Raw genomic sequence first — 19,700 nt, 5'->3', positions numbered from 1 at the left:
CTATGCGCTTTAATTAAAGCGTTTGTCACGCCCTCGTCGTCCCGCCAATCTGCCAGCACGCAGCCAGCGGCACTTGACGGAGCAAGACATGAACAACTACGGACTCTTTATACTTTTCGCCACCCTGACCATTTTGAGCCCGGGGCCTGGCGTGGTCCTGACCCTGTCCAACGCCGTGCGTCACGGCTGGACGGGAGCCGTGCCGGGCATTCTGGGGATCGCATCGGGGGCGTTCGTCGTCGCCGCCATCAGCGCCACCAGTGTTGGCCTGATACTCAACACCTCCGCGAACGCCTTCACCGCGTTGAAATACGCAGGGGCCGCCTATTTGTTGTACCTGGGCTACAAAAGCTGGCGCTCGGATCGTTTCAGTACGCTGCTTGAAACGCGTCCCTCAAGCCCTGGCTATCGCTTCCTTGAAGCCGCTTCGATCCAGTTTCTGAACCCCAAGGCGGTGTTTTTCTTTCTGGCGGTGTTCCCGCAATTCATCGATACCTCCGCGCACTTCTACGCCCAGTTCTTCAAACTGGTCGCTTCCTACGGGGTACTGGTGATTCTGGTGCATGGCTGCTATGCCTTGCTCGCCAATGCCGCCAAAGGCTGGTTGTCGAGCCCGAAAGGTTCCTGGCTGGCGGCGAAAGTCTCGGGCGTGACCTTCGCCGGTTTTGGCGTGCTCATGGCCTCGGCCAGTCGCTAAGTCGCAGGACTGGCGATCGCGCGGCACCTGTTCTCGGTGGACGCGGGTTGTGCTGTCGTCACCTGAACCGGCAGCTCAACGGCGAACCGGCTACTGAGTTCCCTGCGCCCCACCGCCGTCAACGCCAATGCCCGGCTGTCCAGGTCCTGCGTCACCCATTTGCGTTTGATCGCCGTTTGCAGCAACGCCGCGCCCAAGGCACCGCCCAGGTGCGGCCGTCGCATGCTCCAGTCCAGGCACGGGCAGGCGAAGCGGCGGCGTAAGGTGCCGAGGTCTTTGACATCAATCCCCAATGCTGCGAACAACGCTTCGCCGCTGTCGCTCAGTTGATAAGCCTGCTCATCGGTTTCCAGCAACCACCCCGCTTCGATCATCCGGTCATGCAGCAACACCGCCAACGTACCGGCCATGTGGTCGTAGCAGGTGCGGGCGAATTGCAGGCGGTCCGGGGTGCGCGGGTTGAACGTCGACGCGGCGTTCTGGCCGATCACCATCAGCGCTTCCAGGGCCTGGGCCACGCGCTTGTCCGCGAGGCTGTAATAGCGGTGGCGCCCCTGAACGTGCAAACGCACCAGTGCCAGTTCCTTGAGCTTGGCCAGGTGCGCGCTGGCGGTCGAGGCACTGACTTCGGCAACCGCCGCCAGTTCGGTGCTGGTGCGGGCGTGGCCGTCCATCAATGAGCAGAGGATTTTCGTCCGAGCCGGTTCGGCAATCGCTGCCGCCACTTGAGAGACGCCGATGTCGTGTTGTTCTGCGTTCATATTTCGCTCCCGGACGAATCAAGGCCCTTTCGGACTGGAGATAGTAGCAACACTTTCCAACCACCGATAAGGCTGCGACCCATGGACCCGATCATCGCTGCGACTCACGCCGACCCCTATCCCTACTACGCACAACTGCGCGCCGAGGGTGGGTTGGTTTTTCATCAGGGACTGAAACAGTGGGTGGCCAGCAGCGCCCGAGCCGTTGCCGCCGTGCTGGCGCATCCGGATTGCCATGTCCGGCCGTCTCATGAGCCGGTGCCCAAGGCAATTGCTCAAGGCATGGCCGGAAAAGTGTTTGGTCAGTTGATGCGAATGAATGAAGGCGAACGGCAGCGTTGCCCGAGGGCGGCGATTGAGCCGGGGCTGGCGTTGATTGACGTGAACGAGGTCAATGCGTTGGTCGGCGCTCGGTTGATCACCTCGGGTGCTGACGGGTTGTACGCGGCGATGTTTCGCGGGCCGGTCTGCGTAGTGGCGGCGTTGCTGGGGTTTTCTCCGGCTCAGGGCCGGGCTATCAGCGAGCTGACCGCCGACTTCGTCGCCTGCCTGTCTCCTCTCAGCGATCAGGCGCAACTGGACGCCGCCCATGTCGCGGCGGAACAGCTGAAGGGTTATTTCATCGAGCTTCTGGACGACCCGAACAACCGAAGCGCCCTGCTCGCCGGTATCCGGCAGCGTTTCGCGACGACATCGACCGGTTCTGAAACCTTGATCGCCAACCTGATCGGCCTGTTCTCCCAGACTTACGAAGCCACGGCCGGGTTGATCGGCAATGCGCTATTAGCGTTGATCCGAAACCCACAGTTGGATTCGGCTCAAGTTGACGACCTGATCGCTGAAGTCCAGCGCTTCGACCCGTCGGTGCAAAACACCCGCCGCTTCGTCGCCGCGCCGTGTGAAATTGACGGCGTGAACCTGAACCCCGGCGACGTCATCCTGGTACTGCTGGCCTCGGCCAATCGCGATCCGCAGCTTAATGACGATCCCGATACGTTCCTGCTCGACCGCCCGAACCGCCGCAGCTTCACTTTCGGCGCGGGGCGTCATCAATGTCCGGGGCAGGTGTTGGCGATGAGCATTGCCAGCGCGACGCTGAGAAAAATTCTGGCCATGAAACCCACGCTGGACCGGTTGACCTGGCAGTACCGCCCTTCCCTGAACGGGCGCATTCCGGTCTTTGCCTGAGTTCGCCCAATCGAAGATCCGAAGAATTTTGAACTATCCTGTGTGGCTACAAGGGACCAATCATTTCAAGTCACTGCTGCAGGGAGCGCGATGATGAACGTGGATTCAGGGCGGCGGGTAAGAACATGACTTCGGATTGAGCCCGGCTAACTTCAAGCCACTGACGCCACGAGAGCGAGAAGTGATGCAACTAATCAGTCAGGGCCTGGATTGCCGGGCCATTTCCCTGCAGTTGCATATCAGCCCTTTGACCGTTCGTAAACATCGCAGCCACATCATGGCCAAAAAGGGCCTGACCCATTCGGCGCAACTCTGCGTCCTCGCCGTAGGATATTATTTTCGTCGAACGAGCCATCATTCCAGTCACTGATGGTTCCAGGACTGACCAACCCCATCCCCCTTCCCTGCTGTCCAGGCGAGAACGCGAAATCGCGCTGCATATCGCATGCGGACGCACCAGTAAAGAAATTGCCCAACGGCTGAGTCTCAGTGATCTGACCGTGCGTAAACACCGTGAGAACCTGTATCGAAAACTGGGCATCGGCAGCATCGCGCAACTGGTGCGCTATTGCCTGGAGCAACACCTGGTCAGACCTTCAACATCCTGATAGCCAACTACGCCATCGGTGGTATTGCCGGCCTTACGATCTGCCTCCAATCATGTACCGGCAAAATGCCACAACTGAAAAGCGCTCGAGCAGCCTGCCCGAACGTGAACCTTCTTAATGGAGACAAGGAATGTCACGCCAAAACAAATGTGCCTGCCTCTGGGCCATCGAATGCGAACGCCTGCGTATAGCCTGTGACCTGCACGACCATGCCGGACAACACTTGGCGCTTGCCCAATTGCGCCTGGCCGAGCTGCAACAACAAGCATCTGCAGCTGCGCTAAAGCAGTTGATTCAGGAGTTGCAGACCTTGATCCATGAGGCCAGCGCGAGCCTACGCTCGGTGGTGCACAACCTGGGGAAAGAGCCACTACCACGCCAATCCTTGGACCAAGCACTTCGAGGGTTGGTGCGCGACATTCAGACCGACTTCCCCGATGCCCCGACCATCGTTCTGAACCTGCATGGCCCGCAAGCACCGCTTGCAGATGCCACCACGGCCACCCTGCTGCGATTAGTCAATGAACTACTGGCCAATGTACGCAAACACAGCGGTGCGACGCAGGCAAAACTCAAATCCTCCTGCCTGGGCAACTACCTCACGTTGTGCGTAGAAGACAATGGCCATGGCTTCCCCCCCAATCCGGAGGGGCAGTCGAGCGGCTTCGGTTTGCGCAGTATTGCGCTACAGCTCAAGCCACTGGAAGGACGGTTGATACTGGACTCCGAGCCAGGCAATGGCACCAGCGTTCGATTGCTGGTTCCCAGTCATCACCTCGATAGCGCGAGGCGGAGGCGCTCATGAGCACAGGTCCGCTGAAGATTTTGCTGGTTGACGACCATATTCTGTTTCGCCAAGGCCTCGCCGCATTACTGGTCAGGGAACATGACCTACACATTATCGGTCAGGCGGCCAATGGCCTGGAGGCCTTGGCGTTGATAGCCCCGCAACCTCCGGACCTGGTGATTATCGATCTGGAAATGCCGCTCTTGAACGGCATCGACACCATCGCTCGCGCTCGCCAAAGGGCACCAGCACTGCAATTTCTATGCGTGTCGGCCCACGGCGAACAACGCAGGATCAGCGCGGCCCTGGACGCAGGCGCCTCAGGTTATCTGCTCAAGGATTGTGCCGTAGATGAGTTGGTTAAAGCCGTGCGTACAGTTGCTCAGGGACGCAGCTACCTCTCACCGGAGATAGCCACGGCAATGGTGCTGAGCCAGCGCCTGACCAACGCGCAACACTCCATCCCCGCGGGTGCACGACTCAGTCCACGGGAACGGCAGATCCTGCAACTGTTGGTGGAGGGGCTCACCACCCGTGCGATTGCCGACTCCATGCACATCAGCTGTAAAACCGTGAGCACCCACCGCGAACACATCATGAGCAAGCTCAACCTCAAGGGCATCGCTCAACTGACCCGCTATGCCCTACGCGAAGGATGGCTTTAGAGCTGATGGGCGGTCGGTATTAATGCCTATAGAGAATCAGTGTTTCTGAGGCCTCGAATCAGCATTACGTACAGGTTCACACCTGCGAACGAAAGATAGTCTCTGTTCCAGACGAGCGATGCGCACATCACTGCACTGATCGTCTCAGGAGGTCGCGGTACTGGCCGCGATGCTCGGTTTTCCAACCGATTTGGAGCAATACGAAATGGCTAATATTGATACTTTGGACCTGTGGCAAAAATGGATGGGAGCAGTTCAGGCAGTAGCACTGCCGGGCGGCATTAGTGATAAACAACAGTTCAGTGCAGGTTCTACCACCCTTAACATTGATCTGGGTAATAGCAACCCGAACATCCAGAACTACTACATCCATGGCCTGGGTGATGTGGTGCCGGCCGACAGTCCATCCTACTCGGCTGGCAGCGGCTTGCTGTCCGCTTATGCGACCTTTCTGGACTGGATTGATCCGGGTGCTGCGCTCAACCCGAATCTGGCCAGCCAGGTCTCTGTCGCGACCACCAACCTCAATACCGCGCAGACAACCTTCAACAACGTGCAGGCACAAGCCTTCACCGCCTACACCAACGCCAAAAACATTTTCCCTAACATCCCTGCGTTCCAGGATTGGGTAGGGCAAGGCTACCAGTCCTATCCAGCGGCGAATAACGCCCTGATCGGTGCCGCTAACACCTACGAAGAATTGATGATTCAGATGTATGGACCGGGCTACAGCGTCCTTCAGACGGCTCGGACGAAAGCCGGCATCAACGGCGCCCAGAGCCTGATGGGACCCAACGCCTTCAACATGGCGGTAACCTCAGGCACTGTCTCTCCGCCCGGGAGTCAGCCAGTCGTGATTGGAGGCGTCACGCCACCGCCAACGACCGCCTTGGTGTCTTCCCTGGCACCTTCCTATACCCTCCAGGCGTTCGGCACCAAATATGCCGAATGGCAAGCGGCCAGTGTTGCAGGCAAGACCAACGCCGGCGCCACGATCGCCATCACCTCCAGCACCGCCAGCTACAGCCTGGACAAGTCCGGCTGGAGCACTTCGGCCAACGCCAGCCTGTTTGGCGACTTCTTCAACTTTTCCCTGGGCGGCTCCGCCAGCGGCCAGAAAACCAGCATCGATACCACCAGCACCGACTTTTCCTTGCAAGTCGACTTCACCGGCTTCGGCAGCTTTCAGGTCAGTCCCGGGCCGTGGTGGGACAGTGCCCTGGTAGCGTTAAACAGCAAAAAACTTAAACCTGGAGCCCCTGCGTTCTTCGGTGAAGGTGGTGCGTTGTCAGCCATCGCCACCCAGGTGGTGGTGGGTTTTGAGCCAACGGTAACGCTGAAAATGAGCGCAAGCGATTACAACAACGTCAAAAGCAGCTGGCAGGCGAGTGCCACCACCTCGATTGGTATCGGTCCGTTCCGCCTCGGCTCCCTCACAGGGTCGGCCAACGGTACCAAGCAAGACATCAAGTACGACGATGCCAGTGCGTCCGTGACCATCGGCCCGGTTAGCAGCACGCTGCCAGTACTGCTGGGGGTGATTAGCCAAAAACTCGGCGTCTAGCCCCTCGCTGGTTGCCCTTTGCCTGAAGACGCGAAGGGCTCCAGCCTCTGGATCGCAGCCAAAACAGGGAGAACATATCGTGCAGAGCGATTCATCGATATGGCAGTTGTACAGGCAGGCTCTTTCCAACTGGGCGCACGTGACAGGCAGCGACGTATTGTCGGTCGCGGCCATAGATAGTGGGCCCAGACCTTGCCCAGCTGGCGCGGCAGCGGGTTGTCGGCGCTGCGCAGCAACGCTCCCACCGCATTGCTCAACGCCGTGGACATCGTCCTGCCCTCAGTACCAGACAGCACCTTGGGTGCTCAGTTGCTGACTACCGCCGACTTACCGTCCTTTATCGGGTTGAACCTGGCCAATCCCATGCACACGGCAATGTGCAGCCTTGCAAATCTCAGCAACACCTCAGTCACCATGAGCTTGTCCCTTGAACAATTCGGTAGCTTCGCCCTCAGCCCTGCGGCCTGGTTTGACGCCGATTTTTTTGACGGTAGCCGTTACATCGCACCGCCCAATGCTGCCGATTTTTTCAGTGAAAACGGGGCCATTGGCCTGCTGCCCAGCCATGCCGTGATTGGCTTTCGCCCGCACCTGACATTGAGGGTCAGTAACCTGGCCAAGGCACAAGACCTGGCCAACTCGGTGACACGCATCGGGCCGTTCAACCTTCAGGCGACGGCCACCGTTCAGCTTCCCGCAGATGCCGGCGGCAGCTCGGGTGAAGTCGATATCCATTTTGATGCGCAGGATTCAAACCTGCCGGTGTTACTCGGCGTAATCAGCCGCCAGGTATTGCACTAAACGGAGTTTTTCAATAGCCGACCAAGGAGGACTGCGATGAACAAGACACCCGATTGTTGAGCGAAGTGAGCAAGACCAAAGCAATACTTTCTATGGAATGAACGAGGGTCAAGATCATGGCGTACTGTCAGGAAAAGTTTGAAGACACCGTCACCGGAGCAACTCAGATCGTTTACTGGCAACAGAATAAACACGTCCACAATGCCGCGCTACAAACGGTAATCGCTACATGGTTAGGACCAAACTGGCGGCCCCGAAACAATAGCTACCAATCAAACTTGTCAAAAACCACAATTGGCGCAGTCGAGTACCGATGAGCAATAGCCGAGGGGGCTTCACGCCCCCTCGTTTTTTAACGCTGCACACCAGATTCTGTACGAAACCCTCGTGCACACACCTCAAGCGTTGCGATATTCAACCGTCAGGTGAGACAACTCATGAACCGGCGCCAGACGTTCGCGAATGGCGTCGGCACTGACGCCCGCCACCGCCACGACACTGACAATCGCCGCCCGCGCCTGAGGGCCGACTTGCCAGACGTGAAGGTCACTGATGCGAACATCGTCCGTCGATTCGAGCAGCTCACGAATTTCGGCGGCGACGTGCTCATCGGTGGTATCCAGCAACACTGCGGCGCTGTCACGCATCAAGCCATAAGCCCATCTCGCGATCACGATGGCGCCGACGATGCCCATCACCGGGTCCAGCCAAACCCAACCCAGGTAGCGCCCGGCCAACAAAGCCACGATGGCTAGCACCGAGGTCAACGCATCGGCCAGGACATGCAAATACGCCGAACGCAGGTTGTTGTCGTGATGATGAGCGTGGGCATGACTGTGATCGTGATGATCATGGCCGTGATGCCCATGATTGCCCGACAGCAGAAACGCACTGACGATGTTCACCCCCAGCCCCACCACCGCAATCATCGTCGCTTCGGTGAAGGCCACGGTGGTCGGTTGAAACAGCCGCACGATGGATTCGCCAGCGATGCCGATCGACACCAGGCCCAGCACTATGGCTGAAGCGAAACCCGCCAGGTCCCCGACCTTGCCGGTGCCGAAGCTGAAGCGCGAGTTGTTGGCATGCCGCCTGGCAAAACCGTAGGCCGCCGCGGCAATGCCCAAGGCCCCGGCGTGGGTCGCCATATGAAAACCGTCTGCCAGCAGTGCCATGGAACCGGTGATGTAACCGGCGGCAATTTCGCCAATCATCATCACGAAGGTCAGGGCTACCACCCACAACGTGCGGCGGGCATTGTCATCGTGGGCCGCCCCTAGAAACAGGTGATCGTGGGCATAACGCGAAGGTTGAGGTGTCAGTGTCATGGGGCTGGCCTCTATTTCGAGTAACGGCGGATGGCTTGCAGCAAGTCTTCAACGCCTTCGGCGCGGGCTTCATCGCTGAGCCCGGGACGCGCCACATGCTCACGGGCGTGGGCGTCGATAAACTGGTCCATCAAACCGTTAACTGCACCGCGGATCGCCGCCACCAGATGCAGGGTTTTGGCGCATTCAGCATCGGACTCCAGCGCCCGCTCCACCGCCTGAACCTGGCCGGCAATACGCCGGACGCGGTTTAGCAGGTCGTCTTTGTGTTCGTGGATGTGTGACATACCTATACCCCCTACCCCTATATGGCGTGCATGGTTACCCATATGGTTGGGGTTAGCAAGGCAGGTTGACTACGCCATCGCTCATCGCGAGCAGGCTCGCTCCCACAAGGGATTTGTGTCGAACACAAATATTGTGAACATCAACAATCAAATGTGTGAGCGAGCCTGCTCGCGATGGCAGTCTGACAAACAACGCATCATTTCTGGCATGCGTAATAGACCCGCATCGCAACACAATGCTGGGGTCAGCATGCTAGGTGAACTGGCGATGAACCGGGCGCTGGACAACATTGATCCGCAGTAATAGCCGCCGTCACCGATCGTTCCCACGCTCTGCGTGGGAACGATCAGAAACCCGCTGTCTCCTCACAGAGACACAGAGACAGCGGGTTTTGTCGTTTCAACTCACACAGCCATCAATCATCCCGCGTCAGCACTTCCAGCAATTCAATCTCGAAAATCAGGTTCGAGTTCGGTGTAATCGCGCCCATCGTCCGCTCGCCATAAGCCAGATGCGCCGGCACCAGCAGCTTGCGTTTACCGCCAACCTGCATGCCCATGATTCCCTGATCGCAAGTTTTGCATATGTAGGTTGGTACTGATTTACAGCGAAGAGCGCCATTTGTAACAACAGCCGGAGTTTCAGACCCGTCCTACATCTTTCAAATACCCTTTGATATAGCGTCTGCATCGCTTTCAAAAAATGAAACAAGGACGCTCATGGCCCGCAAAACAGACATACCCAGGGTTCAAAACCCACCGTCAGGCGACGGGCACCACATCACCAGCCGCTACATGACCGCCTCCGAACTGGCAGAACGCGACTCCAGACAAAAAACATATGAAGACATGTTGGCCCGACAACAGGCATATGAAGACCGTTTCATAAGGCAACCTCAGCAACATGACCAGCCCAGCTCCATGGGTTGCGTATTCGCCAAAAACTGCAACCTCCCCGACGGCGTAATCAACCACGACAATCCAAGCGGGTTTGTCCCGGTCGAGAAATTGGCCGACTACGGAAAGTTCTCGCTATTAGGTGGCCGTGAAAGGGATGAAGCAGGAAACATACCTCTCAAAAAAATCAGTGGTAGCGCATTACCTCGCTCATTCGGAACACTGATTTTAGGTGGCGTAGGAGCTGTTGGCTCCGGGGCGGCTGCAAGCGGTGCGGGGGTAGTGACGACTGGTGTTGTTGCTGGCGCTTTGGCGGGAATCGTTGCGTTGCTCTGGCCATCGACGCTCGGGGACAGTTCCCTGTATTCGGAAGAACAACTCAAATCACTCAAAGAAGGTCGCACCCGAGTTCGCCTGCATATTGAACAACAGGCCAATGGCACCTTGAAGGCATACGGATACAACACTCAAAAGCGCAGCGACTGGGAAATGATTCCTGTCGTGCAGTTCGTAGCTCAAGGCTCTCAGCAAGTGGCTGACTTTGGTAACGGGGTAACGCTGATATGGACACCAGCCGTAGATCCGTCGAGCACTTCGGGAATCCCGCCGCTAGAAGGAGCTCCACAAGCTCCGCAAATCTGGATTTATCCGCCTACACCAGCGGCTGACAGCATCATTGTTAACCCGATCTACCCGCCTAAATACAAGGACTTCATCCTTGTTTTTCCGGCTGATTCCGGCATCAAGCCTCTTTACATTGTCTTTTCCCTGCGATTCGATGCTGCCAGGTACCATGGAAAGACGGATACACCAGTTAAAAGTAAGGGTCCCGTGAATGGCCAGGAAGCTTTGGATAATTCGGTACAGGTAAAACCTACATCGGAACGCAGGATTGGTATTGATCCCAAAACCAACGAGTTTGTCGTCTTTGATCATACGGGAGGGGACGACTACCACGGACATGTCAGAGCATGGAATAAACTCCATCAAGATATGAAAAATGTATTGATCAAGGCAAAAAAAGCCGACACCAAGGGAAACATCCTGGGAGCTAAACAGTGAGTCTTATCTACCACGATCCGTCGATTAGCCATGACGAAGCAATCAGTCTCTTTGATAGCGGCTTAGAAAGGAACATTGTCACCGCGCTGATTTCCATCGGATTAAATGAGCAAGACAGTGCCTGGGCTCAGACCATTTGCCTGAAACATCTCGAGAGTGGCACTCAGTCTGTGGCTGCGGCAGCAATCACCGCACTCGGCCATGTAGCCCGCAGATTCGGTGAGCTTGAAATGCAAGCCGTGATGCCCGCCCTTGATTCCGTAAAAGGAAAATTCCCTGCACTTGAAGCCACAGTTGCTGACACGCTCGACGATATTGAAATGTTCACCTGACTCGTTAAATCAAAACCAGAAATCACCCTCCCAACACATAAAAACCCCACCATTTCTTCTAACAGAGATGGTGGGGTTCGCCATTTCAGCCCACACCCAACAAATCAATCATCCCGCGTCAGCACTTCCAGCAATTCAATCTCGAAAATCAGATTCGAATTCGGTGTAATCGCACCCATCGTCCGCTCGCCATAAGCCAGATGCGCCGGCACCAGCAACTTGCGTTTACCACCAACCTGCATGCCCATGATGCCCTGATCCCAGCCCTTGATCACTCGCCCCGTGCCAATCACGCACTGAAAAGGTTTACCCCGACTGTAGGAAGAATCGAATTCAGTGCCGTCTTCCAGCCACCCGCGATATTGGGTAGTGATCAGCGCGCCTTTGACAGCGGCTTTGCCGTCGCCCACTTCAAGGTCGATGACCTGCAACTCATCATTCATCACATTCACTCTTTTGCGCTTGCCCGAACAGGGCTTCATGGGCGCCGTTTTCCCAGAAATACGGGCGACTGGCAACTTATTCAGTTAGACCCCGCTCGGCGCCCTTACCAGAGGGCAATATCGTAGGTGAAATAGATTCGGTTGCTGTCACGTCCGCGCGCAAAGTCCGAACGGTAGACATAATTGCGCAGCTTCACGCCCACGCCCTTGAACGTGCCACTCTGGACCACGTAGGCCAGTTCCATGTCGCGTTCGGATTCTTTGATGCGGGTGTCGGACTTGCCATCGTTGCCTTTGAGATAACGGGTCATGAATGTCAGCCCGGGCACGCCCATCGGCGCAAAGTCGTAAGCGTAACTGAGCATCCAGGTTTTCTCGTCCTCCTCGATGAACTTGCCGATGCCGACGTTGCTGAACGAGTACACCGTCGCACCACTGATGTAAGGCAACCCGGCGTCACCGCTGAGTTGTTGGTAACCGCCACCAAAGGTATGTCCCGCCACCGCGTAGGACAGTTGGCCGCTGAGCATGTCGTTATCGATTTTCGAGGCGTAGGAACGGCCCGCATCCTTGCTGTTGAAATAGCGCAGGTCACCGGTCAACACCCCGGGGCCCAACGGCAAATCATGCTGGATGCCGGCAAAACTCTGCCGATAGAAGTCTTCCAGCTCACCGTAGAAGTAACTCAGACGCGTATTCTTGCCGAGTTTGTAGTCACCACCGGCGTAGGTGAAATCGCCACCTTTGTCGCCTGTATAACCGTCAGGAACGATCGACACGCTGTCGGTGGAATCGCGCAGTTTGAATCGGTCCAGATGACCGCCGGTCAGGGTCAGGTTTTCGATGTCGGTACTGGTGACTTGCCCCCCCTCATAGGTTTGCGGCAGCAAGCGCGCATCGTTGTAGATCAGTACCGGGTTTTTGGGCAGCAGGGTGCCGTACTTGAGGGTGGTCTTGGCCAGTTTGACCTTTGCCGCCACCCCGGCACTGGCAAACTCATCGGCGGCACGGCCGTCATCGTGCACCGGCAGCAGACCGGTGCCACTGCGGCCACGACCGGAATCAAGTTTGAGCCCCAGCAAGCCCAGCGCATCGACCCCGAAACCGACTGTGCCAGGGGTGAACCCCGACTGGAAATCCAGCAGGAAACCCTGGGCCCACTCGGTGCGCTCACTTTTGGCGGTTCTGGCTGAACGCGCACTCAAGCCATGCTCATCGCGAAAGTTTTCGTTGATATAGACGTTACGCAGTTGCAACTTCAACTTACTGTCGTCGATGAAATCACTCGCACCGGCAGTGGCCATCGGCAACACACCCAGAAAAGGAAGAAGAGCCCCGCGAGTCAGAAAGTGGGTCATGTCGAACTACTCATATTGTTGTTTTTAAGGATGCACGTGACCGCACGTCCGACATCGGGCGCGTGGAGTTCTATCAAGTGGCGAGTCAGGGATGAATCAGGAGAACAGCGTCAAGGCCCCGGTCAGTAGGGCTAAAGCTGTGACCACCAGGGAAGTGAGCACCGCCCATTTGAAGGTGGCGCGCTGGAAGTCGCCCAGGTCGCGATCGACCATCCCCACCAGCAATAGGGTCGAGGCCACCAGTGGACTCATCAAGTGCACCGGTTGGCCAAGAATCGACGCCCGGGCGATTTCCACCGGATCGATCCCGTAGGCCGCCGCCGCGTTGGCGAGGATCGGCACCACGCCGAAGTAATAGGCATCGTTGGACAACACGAAGGTCAACGGCATGCTGGTGATCGCCACCACCAGCGGGAACAGGTGCCCCCAGGACGGTGGAATCCAGTCCACCAGGGTTTGCGCCAATGCGTCGACCATTTTGGTTCCAGAGAAAATCCCGGCAAAAATACCAGCCGCAAACACCAGCAGGACTACAGTCATGGCGTTGCCGGAGTGTGCGAGGATGCGTTCTTTCTGAATGTCCAGTTGCGGATAGTTGATCATCAGCGCCAGCACGAAGCCAATCAGAAACAGGATTGCCGAGTGCATGAGCCCCATCACCAGCGCGACCATCACCGCCGTCACCAGCAACAGGTTGACGTAGGCCAGTTTCGGGCGTTTGTGCGGCGTGTCCTCAAGAATCGCCTTGATGTAGCAATCACTCCCGCCGCTTTGCAGCTGGACGTTGCCAATGCGTTTACGCTCGGCGCGGCCCAGCAGGAACGCGGTGAATACCACCCACGCAGCGCCGCCGATCATGGTGGGCAACAACGGAACGAAGTACGCCCCGGCATCCAGCCCCAACGCGGCAATCGCCCGGGTCGCCGGGCCGCCCCAAGGGGTCATGCCGCTCATGATGCTCAACGCCAGCATGGAAACGGTCGCCAGAATCATCGGGTTCATACCAATGCGCTTGTACAACGGCAGCATTGCCGCGCAAGTGATCATGTAAGTGGTGGTGCCGTCACCGTCCAGGGCGACAGTCAGCGACAGCAGCGCAGTGCCGACCGCAATTTTCATCGGGTCGCCGTTGACCCGTTTGAGAATCTTGCGGATCAGCGGATCGAACAACCCCGAGTCGATCATCAAACCGAAAAACAGAATCGCGAACAGCAGCAGTGCAGCCGACGGTGCGACCATCTTCAGGCCGTCGAGCATCATTTTGCCGGTGGTCCCACCAAAGCCACCGATCACCGCAAAGACAATCGGAACAACGGTCAACGCAACGATGGGTGACAGACGCTTGGTCATGATCAGGAACGTGAACACAACCACCATGGCCAAGCCGAGTAAGGCGAGCATAGGGCAACTCTCTTGTTGTTATTGGAATGCGTAGCCAAGACGCAGGCGAACGACCCGATCTTGTTCTGATGCAAAACTGCAGTGATTGTGCGGGAAGACTACCCGGCGAGCCGGTGGGAAACCGGGGCATACACAAAGCCGGAAAACAGCCTTCGGGCGGTACGAACAACGGAGGCCCGGATAGTCTCACCGTTCTCACCGGTGTAGGACAATACGACATCGATGCCGCCGCTCGGGTGCTCGATCCGCACCTGTTGCAGACGCGGCCCGTCGGTATGGCCGAGCATCTGCGCGACCACACTGCCTGCGCTGACACACGCGGTGGCAAGACCGATGGAACCGGTAATGGCCAGCGCACGGTGGCAGTTGTGCGGCATGAAGTAGCGAACCTGCAACGTGCCACCGGCCTTGGCGGGTGCAACCAGCACAGGCTTGGGGATGACCTTGTCGCTGACGTCGCCCAAACCCATGGCTATGCCGGCCTGCAGTCGCAGGGCTTCGAGGCGCTGCAGAAAGTCTTTGTCGGCGTCCAGTTCGGTCGGCGTTTCGTCGCCGCGTTTGCCCAAGTGACGCGCCTCAAGAATCATCATCGGCATGGCCATGTCGATGCAAGTCACTGGAATGTCGTCGAACCAGTCCTGGATGCTGCCGGTTGGAAACAGCTTGCCGGTCTTGCTGCCGGCCGCATCGAGGAATGTCAGTTGAACCGGTGCCGCGCTGCCAGGCACGCCATCGATGGCGGTGTCACCTTCATAGCTGACTTTGCCGTTTGGTGTCTGCACGTCAGAGGTAACGAAGGTGCCGGTGTTGAGATTGCGAATCCGCACGCGGGTTAGCTCACCGACCGCCTTGACCAGGCCCTGCTCGATGGCAAACGGCCCGACCGCGCAGAGCATGTTGCCGCAGTTCGGGGCGGTATCCACCCGACGCTGGGACACCATGACCTGCACGAACAAATAATCAACATCGGCATCGGGATGCAATGAAGGGCTGACGATGGCGACCTTGCTGGTCTGCGGACTGCCGCCACCGATGCCGTCGATCTCCAGTTCGTGACCCGAGCCCATCACCGAGAGCAACAGCTCATCGCGTTCTTGAATCGAAACCGGCAGATCCCAAGCGAGAAAAACCGGACCCTTTGAGGTACCGCCGCGCATCAGCACACAAGGAATTCGTTGCATGGCTACTGACTCTTGTTGATCAATCGAGGTAATTGATGTCTTGCAAACAAGAGTGACAGGGAAGTAATTGTGTTTCCAATGCAAAGATCGGCGCAATTATTGCGTTTCACAAAAGAACGTTTTACCGTGATTCAGCGCCCTCCTCCGACGAGATAGAACATGGAATATGAACTTCAGGACATCCGATCTTTCGTGAAAATCGCCGAACTGGGGAGTTTTCACGAAGCTGCCGATGCACTGCATCTGTCGCAACCAGCCTTGAGCCGACGGATAAAAAAACTTGAGGAGGGTTTAGGGACTACGTTGCTCGATCGCACCACACGCAAGGTCAGCCTGACCAGCGTCGGCCGCGACTTCCTGCCCAAGGCTCGTCGATTACTGGATGACTTCGACGATTCGATCCTGAACATCCGTGAATTGGCCGAACGGCAAATCGGTCAGGTGACCCTGGCCTGCATTCCAACCGCTGCGTTTTATTTCCTGCCGTCGGTGATTCGTCTTTATAACGAGCGCTATCCGAAAATCCGCATCCGCTTGCTCGACCTCAGCGCCAATGAAGGGCTCGAAGCAGTGTTGCGGGGTGAAGCCGACTTCGGCATCAACATGATGAGCGGCCAGCACCCGGACATCGAATTCGTTTCACTGGTCAACGAACCCTTCGTCCTGGCCTGCCGTCGTGACCATGAACTGGCCCAGCGGACGTCCGTGACCTGGTCAGAACTGAGCGATTACCGGTTGATCGGCGTCGGACGCCTGAGCGGCAACCGCATGTTGCTGGACCACGCCCTGTCGGGCCTGAGCTGGCGTCCGCAGTGGTTTTATGAGGTACAGCATTTGTCCACCTCGCTGGGCATGGTCGAAGCCGGTCTGGGAGTTTCCGCGATGCCGAGCCTTGCGATGCCGACGGCGGATCACCCGACGCTGGTGAGCATTCCTCTCACCGATCCTATCGTGAACCGGACACTTGGCCTGGTGTACCGTCGGGGCGCATCGCTATCGCCGGCGGCGGAGAAGTTCGTTTCCATCCTGCTCGAACAATGGCCCCACTAAACCGTCAATTCTCAGCAACCTCCTTGCTGACTGAACGGACGCCACCCTTTATCCTGACGCCCCGCTGAAAATCGGGCGAGCGCCGCTCTCGCCTGCCCCACCCAGGAGTTTCGCCATGCCCCACGAAGGCAACCTGTTGCAAGCCGCTGTCGTCTTTTTATTCGCGGCGGTGCTCACCGTCCCCTTGGCCAAGCGCCTGCAACTGGGGGCGGTGTTGGGTTATCTGTTTGCCGGGGTGATCATCGGGCCGTCGGTGCTGGGCTTGATCGGTAATCCGCAAAGCGTCAGCCACATCTCCGAACTCGGGGTGGTGTTGTTGCTGTTCATCATCGGCCTTGAGCTGTCGCCGCGACGCTTGTGGGTGATGCGCAAATCGGTGTTCGGTGTGGGCCTGGCGCAGGTGTTGCTGACCGGTTCGGTGATTGGTGTGCTGGCGTTGTTCGTGTTCGGCCAATCCCTGAACAGTGCCATCGTATTGGGCCTGGGGCTGGCCTTGTCCTCCACCGCGTTTGGTTTGCAAAGCCTGGCCGAACGCAAGGAACTGACCAGCCCCCATGGGCGGTTGGCGTTCGCGATTTTGCTATTTCAGGACATCGCCGCGATCCCGCTGATCGCGATGGTGCCGCTGCTGGCCGGCGGCGATCACACCAGCAGTGCCGCCGAAGATTTGAACCACGGCTTGCGGGTGCTGGGCAGTATCGCGGTGGTGGTGATCGGCGGGCGTTATCTGTTGCGACCGGTGTTTCGCGTGGTGGCCAAGACTGGTCTGCCGGAGGTGTCCACCGCCACCGCGTTGCTGGTGGTGATCGGTACGGCGTGGTTGATGGATCTGGTCGGCGTGTCCATGGCACTCGGCGCGTTCCTCGCCGGTTTGCTGCTGGCGGATTCCGAATACCGTCACGAACTGGAAGCGCAGATCGAACCCTTCAAGGGGCTGCTGCTAGGACTTTTTTTCATCAGTGTCGGCATGGGCGCCAATTTGAGTTTGCTGCTCAGTGCGCCAATTGCGGTGCTGGGGCTGACCGTGCTGCTGATCGCGATCAAGCTGCCATTGCTGTTTGTGGTCGGTCGACTGGCCGGGGGGCTGGGCAAGGTCAATGCGATTCGCTTGGGCATCGTGCTGGCGGCCGGTGGTGAGTTTGCCTTTGTGGTGTTCAAGATCGGCCGGGATCAGGGCTTGTTCGAGCCGCGTCTGTACGACTTGCTGGTGCTGACCATCACCCTGTCGATGGCGCTGACACCGCTGTTGTTGCTGGCCTGCGCACGACTGGTCAAACCCAAGGTTCAACCGGTGGAGGTGCCGGAAAAATTCCGCGAAATCGACACCGACACACCGCGCGTGGTGATCGCCGGCATGGGCCGTATGGGGCAGATCGTGGCGCGGATTCTGCGGGCGCAGAACATCAAGTTCGTCGCCCTCGACACGTCGGTGGAAACCATCGAACTGTCCCGCAGCTTCGGCGGCGTGCCGGTGTTCTACGGCGATCCGATGCGCCCGGAAATCCTCAGCGCGGCCAAGGTCGAGCAAGCGGAGTTTTTCGTGATTGCCACCGATGATCCCGACACCAACATCAAGACGGCCGAGGTGGTGCACAAGCTCTATCCGCACATCAAAATCATCGCCCGCGCCCGTAACCGTCAGCATGTGCACCGGTTGGTGGATGTCGGGGCTCAGGCGGTGCGGGAAACCTATTACTCCAGCCTGGAAATGACCCGGCGAACCCTCGTTGGACTAGGGTTGACCCAGGCCCAGGCGGATGCTCGGATCAAGCGGTTTACCCATCATGATGAGCAGGTGCTGGAGGCCCAGCATGCGGTGTATGACGATGCCGCCAAGGTGATGCAAACGGCGCAGGAAGCGCGGGCGGAATTGGCAAAACTGTTTGAGTCGGATCAGTTGGAAGAGGAAGCGGGTAAGGTTTGAGGCGGTTGTGAGGGCCTCTTCGCGAGCAAGCCCGCTCCCACATTGACCGCGTCAGCCACAAGATTTGCGGCTGACATAGATCCAATGTGGGAGCGGGCTTGCTCGCGAAGAACGATAACGCGGTATTTCAGGTAAACGGTATTTCCAAGGAGCTCACAATGGCAGACCAAACCTCCCCCGCCCTGAAAGAAATCTTCAACGCCGAACGCCTCGCGCATATCGCCGCCGAAATGACGGCGGTCTACCCCGAATTCGATGCCAAGGCTTTCCTGAAACTGGCCAAAACCGGCTTGGCGGAATTGTCAGTCATGCAGCGCATGGCCCGCGTCAGTGAATGCCTGCACGCGGTGTTGCCACTCGGTTATGAAGAATCCCTGGACATCCTGCGTGCCCTCGCCCCGCGCCTGAACAGCGCCTTCGTCAGTATGTTTTTGCCGCACTACGTCGCGACCTACGGCGCTCACACGTTCGACCTGTCGATGAATGCGCTCAAATATTTCACAGCCTTCGGCTCATCGGAATTCGCGATTCGGCACTTTCTGCGCAACGATATCGAACGCTCGTTGGCGCTGATGCACGTCTGGTCGCTGGATGAAAACGAACACGTCCGGCGCCTGGCGAGCGAAGGTAGCCGACCGCGCCTGCCATGGTCGTTCCGCCTGGAACAGGTCCAGGCCGACCCGACACTGGCGGCTGCGATCCTCGACAACCTCAAGGCCGACAACAGTCTCTACGTGCGCAAATCCGTGGCCAACCACCTCAACGACATCACCAAGGATCATCCCGAGTGGGTGCTGGCGCTGATCGAGGGTTGGTCGCTGGACAACAAGCATACGGCGTGGATCGCCAGACACGCCCTGCGCAGCCTAATCAAACAGGGTAACCAGCGGGCGCTGGCAATCATTGGCGCGGGCGGCAAGCCCGAGGTTGAAATCATTGACGTTAAGGTTGAACCGACGGTGATACGCCTGGGGGAGAAAATCACTTTGTCCTTCGCGATGAAATCCACCGTCCCGGAGTGTCAGCGACTGGTGATCGACTACGCGATTGATTATGTCAAAGCCAACGGCAGCACGTCGGCAAAGGTATTCAAGCTCAAGGCGATGACGCTGCCCGGCAAGGCTACCGAATCCATCGCACGTAGCCAGCACATCAAGGAACTCACCACTCGCAAACACTACGCCGGTCAGCACGCCGTGCACATTTTCGTGAACGGTGAACGCCTCGCCAGCACCTCATTCGAAATTCTTGATTGATACACGGTCCCTGTGGGAGCGGGCTTGCTCGCGAAGAGGGAGTGTCAGTCGACATTAATGTTATCTGATACACCGCCTTCGCGAGCAAGCCCGCTCCCACAGGGATTGCA

General features: G+C 57.9%; 20 protein-coding genes and 1 pseudogene. 13 read left to right on the top strand and 8 right to left on the bottom strand.

Annotated features, from left to right (window positions below; translation table 11 throughout):
• Positions 1-88: 88 nt before the first annotated feature.
• Positions 89-697: a LysE family translocator gene (locus tag AB7M29_RS16455; RefSeq protein ID WP_217854647.1), complete on the top strand. Its 609-nt coding sequence runs from the start codon at positions 89-91 to the stop codon at positions 695-697.
• On the opposite strand, the gene AB7M29_RS16450 is transcribed toward AB7M29_RS16455, so the two are convergent.
• A complete protein-coding gene (locus AB7M29_RS16450) occupies positions 694-1,458 on the bottom strand; it encodes an ArsR/SmtB family transcription factor (RefSeq protein WP_454247311.1) in 765 nt (254 codons plus the stop codon). The two genes, AB7M29_RS16455 and AB7M29_RS16450, sit on opposite strands and share 4 nt — an antisense overlap.
• A gap of 81 nt (positions 1,459-1,539) precedes the next feature.
• Between AB7M29_RS16450 and AB7M29_RS16445 the strand changes: the two genes are divergently transcribed.
• The 7 genes from AB7M29_RS16445 (at position 1,540) to AB7M29_RS16415 (ending at position 7,071) form a co-directional block, all read left to right on the top strand.
• Positions 1,540-2,646 (top strand): cytochrome P450, encoded by a 1,107-nt coding sequence (locus AB7M29_RS16445; RefSeq protein ID WP_454247310.1) that lies wholly within the window; start codon positions 1,540-1,542, stop codon positions 2,644-2,646.
• Positions 2,647-2,782: 136 nt separating this feature from the next.
• The gene (locus AB7M29_RS16440; protein ID WP_225922904.1) at positions 2,783-3,016 is read left to right on the top strand and encodes a response regulator transcription factor; all 234 of its coding nucleotides are present in this window, start codon (positions 2,783-2,785) and stop codon (positions 3,014-3,016) included.
• Positions 2,979-3,254: a response regulator transcription factor gene (locus AB7M29_RS16435; RefSeq protein ID WP_454248719.1), complete on the top strand. Its 276-nt coding sequence runs from the start codon at positions 2,979-2,981 to the stop codon at positions 3,252-3,254. Before AB7M29_RS16440 ends, AB7M29_RS16435 begins: the two co-directional genes overlap by 38 nt.
• A 130-nt stretch (positions 3,255-3,384) precedes the next feature.
• A complete protein-coding gene (locus AB7M29_RS16430) occupies positions 3,385-4,059 on the top strand; it encodes a sensor histidine kinase (protein WP_052963491.1) in 675 nt (224 codons plus the stop codon).
• A complete protein-coding gene (locus tag AB7M29_RS16425) occupies positions 4,056-4,706 on the top strand; it encodes a response regulator (protein ID WP_217854641.1) in 651 nt (216 codons plus the stop codon). Before AB7M29_RS16430 ends, AB7M29_RS16425 begins: the two co-directional genes overlap by 4 nt.
• Positions 4,707-4,911: 205 nt before the next feature.
• Complete coding sequence (locus AB7M29_RS16420; RefSeq protein ID WP_052963522.1) at positions 4,912-6,270, top strand: hypothetical protein; 1,359 nt, start codon at positions 4,912-4,914, stop codon at positions 6,268-6,270.
• 192 nt (positions 6,271-6,462) lie between these two features.
• Positions 6,463-7,071, top strand: a complete 609-nt coding sequence (locus AB7M29_RS16415) for a hypothetical protein (RefSeq protein WP_454247309.1) — start codon at positions 6,463-6,465, stop codon at positions 7,069-7,071.
• Positions 7,072-7,469: 398 nt separating this feature from the next.
• On the opposite strand, the gene dmeF is transcribed toward AB7M29_RS16415, so the two are convergent.
• The 3 genes and pseudogenes from dmeF to AB7M29_RS16400 all read right to left on the bottom strand — a co-directional run.
• Positions 7,470-8,399, bottom strand: a complete 930-nt coding sequence (dmeF, locus tag AB7M29_RS16410; RefSeq protein WP_454247308.1) for a CDF family Co(II)/Ni(II) efflux transporter DmeF — start codon at positions 8,397-8,399, stop codon at positions 7,470-7,472.
• 11 nt (positions 8,400-8,410) lie between these two features.
• A complete protein-coding gene (locus AB7M29_RS16405; RefSeq protein WP_019648873.1) occupies positions 8,411-8,686 on the bottom strand; it encodes a metal/formaldehyde-sensitive transcriptional repressor in 276 nt (91 codons plus the stop codon).
• A gap of 416 nt (positions 8,687-9,102) precedes the next feature.
• Positions 9,103-9,267: pseudogene (locus AB7M29_RS16400) on the bottom strand (FKBP-type peptidyl-prolyl cis-trans isomerase); the annotation flags it as partial.
• 139 nt (positions 9,268-9,406) lie between these two features.
• Here AB7M29_RS16400 and AB7M29_RS16395 point away from each other — a divergent pair.
• Together AB7M29_RS16395 and AB7M29_RS16390 are read left to right on the top strand one after the other, a co-directional pair.
• The gene (locus tag AB7M29_RS16395; RefSeq protein ID WP_454247307.1) at positions 9,407-10,645 is read left to right on the top strand and encodes an S-type pyocin domain-containing protein; all 1,239 of its coding nucleotides are present in this window, start codon (positions 9,407-9,409) and stop codon (positions 10,643-10,645) included.
• Positions 10,642-10,977, top strand: a complete 336-nt coding sequence (locus AB7M29_RS16390; protein ID WP_195840088.1) for a hypothetical protein — start codon at positions 10,642-10,644, stop codon at positions 10,975-10,977. The genes AB7M29_RS16395 and AB7M29_RS16390 overlap by 4 nt, the downstream gene beginning before the upstream one ends.
• A gap of 104 nt (positions 10,978-11,081) precedes the next feature.
• Here AB7M29_RS16390 and AB7M29_RS16385 read toward each other — a convergent pair whose 3' ends face one another.
• From AB7M29_RS16385 to AB7M29_RS16370, 4 genes are all read right to left on the bottom strand, one after another.
• Positions 11,082-11,420, bottom strand: a complete 339-nt coding sequence (locus tag AB7M29_RS16385; RefSeq protein ID WP_007895103.1) for an FKBP-type peptidyl-prolyl cis-trans isomerase — start codon at positions 11,418-11,420, stop codon at positions 11,082-11,084.
• Positions 11,421-11,524: 104 nt separating this feature from the next.
• Positions 11,525-12,778 carry an OprD family porin gene (locus AB7M29_RS16380; protein WP_454247306.1) on the bottom strand — a complete coding sequence of 418 codons (1,254 nt, stop codon included), beginning with the start codon at positions 12,776-12,778 and terminating at the stop codon, positions 11,525-11,527.
• Positions 12,779-12,874: 96 nt separating this feature from the next.
• Positions 12,875-14,179, bottom strand: coding sequence for a CitMHS family transporter (locus tag AB7M29_RS16375; protein WP_217854635.1), 1,305 nt, complete (start codon positions 14,177-14,179; stop codon positions 12,875-12,877).
• Between the two features lie 98 nt (positions 14,180-14,277).
• The gene (locus AB7M29_RS16370) at positions 14,278-15,360 is read right to left on the bottom strand and encodes a 4-oxalomesaconate tautomerase (protein ID WP_454247305.1); all 1,083 of its coding nucleotides are present in this window, start codon (positions 15,358-15,360) and stop codon (positions 14,278-14,280) included.
• Between the two features lie 159 nt (positions 15,361-15,519).
• Between AB7M29_RS16370 and AB7M29_RS16365 the strand changes: the two genes are divergently transcribed.
• The 3 genes from AB7M29_RS16365 (at position 15,520) to AB7M29_RS16355 (ending at position 19,590) form a co-directional block, all read left to right on the top strand.
• On the top strand, positions 15,520-16,410 hold the full coding sequence (locus tag AB7M29_RS16365) for a LysR family transcriptional regulator (protein ID WP_217854633.1): 891 nt from the start codon (positions 15,520-15,522) through the stop codon (positions 16,408-16,410).
• A 115-nt stretch (positions 16,411-16,525) separates the two neighbouring features.
• Positions 16,526-18,334, top strand: coding sequence for a monovalent cation:proton antiporter-2 (CPA2) family protein (locus AB7M29_RS16360; RefSeq protein ID WP_454247304.1), 1,809 nt, complete (start codon positions 16,526-16,528; stop codon positions 18,332-18,334).
• 158 nt (positions 18,335-18,492) lie between these two features.
• Entirely contained in the window at positions 18,493-19,590 is a 1,098-nt protein-coding gene (locus AB7M29_RS16355; RefSeq protein WP_454247303.1) for a DNA alkylation repair protein, read from the top strand.
• The last annotated feature ends 110 nt before the right edge of the window (positions 19,591-19,700 follow it).

The organism is Pseudomonas sp. F-14 TE3623 (assembly GCF_053629015.1).
This window is presented reverse-complemented; position numbering and strand designations above follow the sequence as displayed.

What these genes read in the sequence shown, in the direction of transcription:
- AB7M29_RS16455 (WP_217854647.1), top strand. Translation starts at nt 89, where the DNA reads ATGAACAACTACGGACTCTTTATACTTTTCGCCACCCTGACCATTTTG.
- AB7M29_RS16450 (WP_454247311.1), bottom strand. Translation starts at nt 1,458, where the DNA reads ATGAACGCAGAACAACACGACATCGGCGTCTCTCAAGTGGCGGCAGCG.
- AB7M29_RS16445 (WP_454247310.1), top strand. Translation starts at nt 1,540, where the DNA reads ATGGACCCGATCATCGCTGCGACTCACGCCGACCCCTATCCCTACTAC.
- AB7M29_RS16430 (WP_052963491.1), top strand. Translation starts at nt 3,385, where the DNA reads ATGTCACGCCAAAACAAATGTGCCTGCCTCTGGGCCATCGAATGCGAA.
- AB7M29_RS16425 (WP_217854641.1), top strand. Translation starts at nt 4,056, where the DNA reads ATGAGCACAGGTCCGCTGAAGATTTTGCTGGTTGACGACCATATTCTG.
- AB7M29_RS16420 (WP_052963522.1), top strand. Translation starts at nt 4,912, where the DNA reads ATGGCTAATATTGATACTTTGGACCTGTGGCAAAAATGGATGGGAGCA.
- dmeF (WP_454247308.1), bottom strand. Translation starts at nt 8,399, where the DNA reads ATGACACTGACACCTCAACCTTCGCGTTATGCCCACGATCACCTGTTT.
- AB7M29_RS16405 (WP_019648873.1), bottom strand. Translation starts at nt 8,686, where the DNA reads ATGTCACACATCCACGAACACAAAGACGACCTGCTAAACCGCGTCCGG.
- AB7M29_RS16395 (WP_454247307.1), top strand. Translation starts at nt 9,407, where the DNA reads ATGGCCCGCAAAACAGACATACCCAGGGTTCAAAACCCACCGTCAGGC.
- AB7M29_RS16385 (WP_007895103.1), bottom strand. Translation starts at nt 11,420, where the DNA reads ATGAATGATGAGTTGCAGGTCATCGACCTTGAAGTGGGCGACGGCAAA.
- AB7M29_RS16380 (WP_454247306.1), bottom strand. Translation starts at nt 12,778, where the DNA reads ATGACCCACTTTCTGACTCGCGGGGCTCTTCTTCCTTTTCTGGGTGTG.
- AB7M29_RS16375 (WP_217854635.1), bottom strand. Translation starts at nt 14,179, where the DNA reads ATGCTCGCCTTACTCGGCTTGGCCATGGTGGTTGTGTTCACGTTCCTG.
- AB7M29_RS16370 (WP_454247305.1), bottom strand. Translation starts at nt 15,360, where the DNA reads ATGCAACGAATTCCTTGTGTGCTGATGCGCGGCGGTACCTCAAAGGGT.
- AB7M29_RS16365 (WP_217854633.1), top strand. Translation starts at nt 15,520, where the DNA reads ATGGAATATGAACTTCAGGACATCCGATCTTTCGTGAAAATCGCCGAA.
- AB7M29_RS16360 (WP_454247304.1), top strand. Translation starts at nt 16,526, where the DNA reads ATGCCCCACGAAGGCAACCTGTTGCAAGCCGCTGTCGTCTTTTTATTC.
- AB7M29_RS16355 (WP_454247303.1), top strand. Translation starts at nt 18,493, where the DNA reads ATGGCAGACCAAACCTCCCCCGCCCTGAAAGAAATCTTCAACGCCGAA.